6 protein-coding genes are annotated in these 4,507 nt (G+C 27.5%); 4 read left to right on the forward strand and 2 right to left on the reverse strand.

The window, feature by feature from the left end:
- Positions 1–76: 76 nt before the first annotated feature.
- Genes KGF52_RS20370 through KGF52_RS20385 form a run of 4 tightly spaced genes read left to right on the forward strand, consistent with a single transcriptional unit; the run spans position 77 to position 2,268 of the window.
- Complete coding sequence (locus KGF52_RS20370) at positions 77–661, forward strand: TlpA family protein disulfide reductase (protein ID WP_227827365.1); 585 nt, start codon at positions 77–79, stop codon at positions 659–661.
- Positions 654–803: a CD1871A family CXXC motif-containing protein gene (locus tag KGF52_RS20375; protein WP_227827366.1), complete on the forward strand. Its 150-nt coding sequence runs from the start codon at positions 654–656 to the stop codon at positions 801–803. The genes KGF52_RS20370 and KGF52_RS20375 overlap by 8 nt, the downstream gene beginning before the upstream one ends.
- Before the next feature lie 10 nt (positions 804–813).
- Entirely contained in the window at positions 814–1,692 is an 879-nt protein-coding gene (locus KGF52_RS20380; RefSeq protein WP_227841437.1) for a 4Fe-4S binding protein, read from the forward strand.
- A 24-nt stretch (positions 1,693–1,716) separates the two neighbouring features.
- On the forward strand, positions 1,717–2,268 hold the full coding sequence (locus KGF52_RS20385; RefSeq protein WP_227841438.1) for a hypothetical protein: 552 nt from the start codon (positions 1,717–1,719) through the stop codon (positions 2,266–2,268).
- A 317-nt stretch (positions 2,269–2,585) separates the two neighbouring features.
- On the opposite strand, the gene KGF52_RS20390 is transcribed toward KGF52_RS20385, so the two are convergent.
- Positions 2,586–3,428, reverse strand: coding sequence for a creatininase family protein (locus KGF52_RS20390; RefSeq protein ID WP_227841439.1), 843 nt, complete (start codon positions 3,426–3,428; stop codon positions 2,586–2,588).
- 371 nt (positions 3,429–3,799) lie between these two features.
- Positions 3,800–4,507, reverse strand: a 708-nt coding sequence (locus KGF52_RS20395) for a lactate utilization protein (protein ID WP_413927411.1), incomplete at its 5' end; no start/stop codon positions are given.

Consider the following 4,507-nt stretch of genomic DNA (forward strand, 5'->3'; position numbering starts at 1 on the left):
CTATAGTATAGAGGATGGGTTACTCTTATTTCAATCAACAATTTTATATATTATATAGATATTAGGAGTGTGAAGTATGAAAAGGTTTTTTGTATTAGTTTTAGGATGTGTTTTTGCTTTAGGTATACTTTCTGGTTGTAGTAAAAAAGAGTCTAAGCCTATAGACACAAGCAAAAAGAATAGTGAATGGTTCTCTAATCTAGAAACAAAAGATGTAGATGGAAATAAGGTAACAAAGGAGGTGTTTTCAAGTAAAGACCTTACACTTATTAATGTTTGGACTACTTGGTGTGGTCCATGTGTAGGTGAAATGCCAGAACTTGAAGCTTTATCAAAAGAATATGAAAGTAATAATTCAAATGTAGCTATAAAGGGATTAGTTGTAGAAGTTGATGGAGCTGATATGAAAACTGGTCTTTCAGATAAAGAGAGAGACTTAGTTAAAGATATTATGAAAAAATCAAATGCTACCTATCAACAATTAACAGTATCTGAAGGTTTGAAAAAGACTGATTTTAAAAGAATTATAGAGTTTCCAACAACTTATTTTGTAGACAAGAACGGAAAATTTGTAGGTGATAAAGTTGCAGGTGCAAATAGCAAAGAAGAATGGAAAAAAATTATAGACGAAAGATTAAAGATGGTAAAAAGTAATGAGTAACTTTATTAAAGAAAATAAAAAAGGTATTTCTATTATTGTAATTGGTATTTCATTTATTGTATTGGGCGTATATCGTGGAGAAGCAAATGTAGTATTAACTAAGGCAATTATGATTTGCCTTGAATGTATTGGTATTGGTTAGGAGAGCAATTATGAAGTTATTATCAAAAATAAACAATAATATAAGACTTATTACTCAGGTTGCATTTACAGCATTAACAAATGGATATATAAATGGTTTTTTGCAAGGGACTATTTATGGTGGAGAAAGCAAAAACTTGTGTGTACCTGGATTAAATTGTTATTCTTGTCCAGGGGCACTAGGTGCATGTCCGATAGGTTCACTACAAGCCGTTTTATCAAGTAGGGATTATAAATTTTCATTTTATGTTGTGGGTTTTTTAATGGCATTTGGAGCTTTTTTTGGACGTTTTATTTGTGGATGGCTTTGTCCTTTTGGACTTACTCAAGATTTATTATATAAAATACCATTTCCATTAAAAGTAAAAAAAGTTTATGGTGATAAATATTTAAAATATCTAAAATACATAGTTTTAATAGTTTTTGTAATTATTTTACCAATTACTATTGTAAATGTAGCAGGTGGTGGGAATCCTTGGTTTTGTAAGTGGATTTGTCCTTCAGGAACACTATTAGGTGGGGTACCTCTTATTTTAGAAAATGAAAGTTTAAAAGAATCCATAGGATTCTTATTTAGCTGGAAATTAAGTATTTTGATATTGATTTTATTAATGTCAATAATGATTTATAGACCATTTTGTAGGTACTTATGTCCCTTAGGTGCAATTTATAGTTTTTTTAATCCTATTTCAATATATAGATTTAAAATTGATAAAGATAAATGTACAAATTGCACAGCATGTCAGGCAAAATGTAAACTTGATATTCCAATATATGAAGATGTAAATAGTTTAGAATGTATTAGATGTGGTGATTGTATAAAAGCTTGCCCTCAAAATGCAATTACTACAACTTTTTCAAAGAATATAAAGGATAAATCAATATTTTAAAAAAATGTAAGGAGAAATAATTTAATGAAGAAAATTACTATATGTATTATAATGTTTGCAATCTCAGTATTAGTATTAACTGGGTGTAATAATGACAATAAAATAAAAAGTGAAGTAGATAATATGTTTAATGCAATAAAGACTCAAGATTCTGATAAAGTAGATAAATATTTTCCAGAATCAGGGTTAGGTAGTTTTATATATAGCGACAAAGAAGGATTTAAAATGTACTCTAAAAATATGTCTTGGAAAATTGAAAATATAAAGAAAAAAGACGATAAAGTTATTGTAGATTTAAAAGTCAATAATACAGATATGGTTTCTATATTAAAAAAGAATCCTCCTAAACTAGGAGAAATGATGCCTAATCCAACTATGAAGGATATTGATTCTGCAAATAAAAAAGAGTTTACAATCGCTTTAGAAGTCGTTAAGTCTGGGGATAATTATATATGTAAAGCTAGTCCTGAGTTTGCAATGAAACTTTTAAATGTAATCACTGGAGGAGGTACAGATTATCTAGCTGAATATAATAAAGATTATTTTAAAAAACTTGATGGAGAACAAAAAAATTAAATTTCTAGATAAAATATACTCAATAATTTATTAAAATTATGGTCAATATGTAGATGTTTATTATGTAAAAGTTGTTTCTTATAAAAATAAAGATGCTAATAAAGAACATGATTGGCAATATAAATATTTACTTGAATTATATAAAAATCAAAACAATTAAATATGTAATATAAATAACATAATAAAAGTGGCACTTATTAAGTGCCACTTTTATTATGTTATTTATATTTATTTATCAGAGTTTATGCAGTTTTTTTTATATGTTATAAATAGATTGTATTGGTTTAAAAAATTAAGTGTTATAGTAATTATAAGTTTTAGATTTTAAGTTTTAGGCTTGATATATGGTATAAAGGATGGTTCATATATTTTTCATAATTAGAACGAAGAATAAATTTATGTGTAGCTATGCATATTTGTTCTCCAGTATCATTGTTTAATTCAATTCCTAATTCTTTACTCGCTTCTTTAGGAAATCCAATATGACCTTCATTTTTAATTGTATTAATAACTTTTTGAATGTTCATCATTTCATTATCTTGAATAGATATATCAGGTCGCTCTTGATAATTATCACTTACTAATTCAGGATATAGTGCTAACATATTTGATGTTTCAATCCAGCCTGCGTGAAAATCGTTTGGAAATAATTTGATTTTTTCTTCAACAGAATTAGAAAGTTTTTTCAAAACTCTTTTTTGCTCATAATTAAAAATTGAGCCCATAGGTGCAATGGAAATTATACCATATTCTTTGTTGATTGATTCACAGGCTTGTTCTACAGCGATTGTATGTAATGGGTCAGCATGAGCAGATATAACAATGATATTTTTAACACCCCATTTAACTATATTCTCTAATGTACTATAAATTATTTTATAAATTAATTCACGGCTAACATGAATATTACCTGGGAAAGTTCCCATATCTGCAAATCCCAAAGGTATTATAGGAAGTTTTCCATAACAATAACTAGGTAAAATTGAGTCTAGTTTATCAATTGCAAGGTTAATCCACTCATCTGTTTCATAAATATCCACTCCTATTGGTAAATGTCTACCATGTTCCTCAATTGGAGCTATACCAACAAATACTACTAGTTTTTCTTTGTCTAAATTTAAAATATCTTCCCATGAAAGAGTAAGTAAGTTATAATTCATAGTCTTGAACCTCCTGAAAATTTATTTTATTAGTGATGCTATTTTTTATAGGCATAATAATTGATATTAATATGTATATATACTACTTTATATAAATAGTACTATATATGCATAATGATGTCAAGAAAGAAATAATTTTGTTTTTCAAAGTAATGACGATTTTTTAATAATTGTTAAACAAAAAAAGTAGTAGATATTTTGATTATTAAGGTAAATAGTATGTAAGAAAATTGGAATATAGAAAATTTAAGGATAAGGTAAAAGTGATAGAGAGAAAATTCCATATAGAATTTTCTCTCTATCACGTATGTAAGTAGACTATGTAACATTATTTTATTATTTATGTAATTATTTTTGTTTACAGATGTATTTTATAGACCAAGATTTTCTCCAACTAATATTACTTTTATCTTATTTGCTGGACGACTAATCCTTGTAGTTACCATATATGCACAAATACTTTCAGGACTTGTACAACCTATACAACTACCATTAATATAGCAAGGAGTATTAACATCTTGAAAACGCTGTACAACTGCTGGTGCAGCAATTGTTCTAGCTCTTTGTATTGCATCATCAATATTTTTTACAATCTTATTCATGCCAGCAACAACTATAACATTTTTTGGTCCAAAAATCATTGCAGCTACTCGATTTCCATTTCCATCAATATTAAAAAGCTGACCATCCTCACTAATAGCATTACTACTCATTAAAAAAGTATCACATAAAAGTGCTTGACGCATAATTTCTGTTCTTTCTTCTGGGCTTTTTGCCAAATCTCTATCAATAACTTCATATCCTTTATTTTTAACAGCAATTTGCACTCCCATTTCCTTAAGCGTTTCAGAACCTCCCCATGAGACTGTGTGATTTTGAGGAATTAAATCTAAGATTTGTTGTAAAGCATCGTTTTTGGTTTTACAATAATAAGCATCAAAATAGCGTTTTTTAAGAGCTTTAACTATGTTTGGACCTAACTTATCATAACGTTTTTCTAATGGTGTTTGTCTTATCATACTAAAATCACTCCTGTATTTAAATTTTAAGGTTGTAACTATGTCTCTTATACACATTCT

Source organism: Clostridioides sp. ZZV15-6597 (assembly GCF_020657815.1).
In the GTDB taxonomy this organism is placed as follows: Bacteria; Bacillota; Clostridia; order Peptostreptococcales; family Peptostreptococcaceae; genus Clostridioides.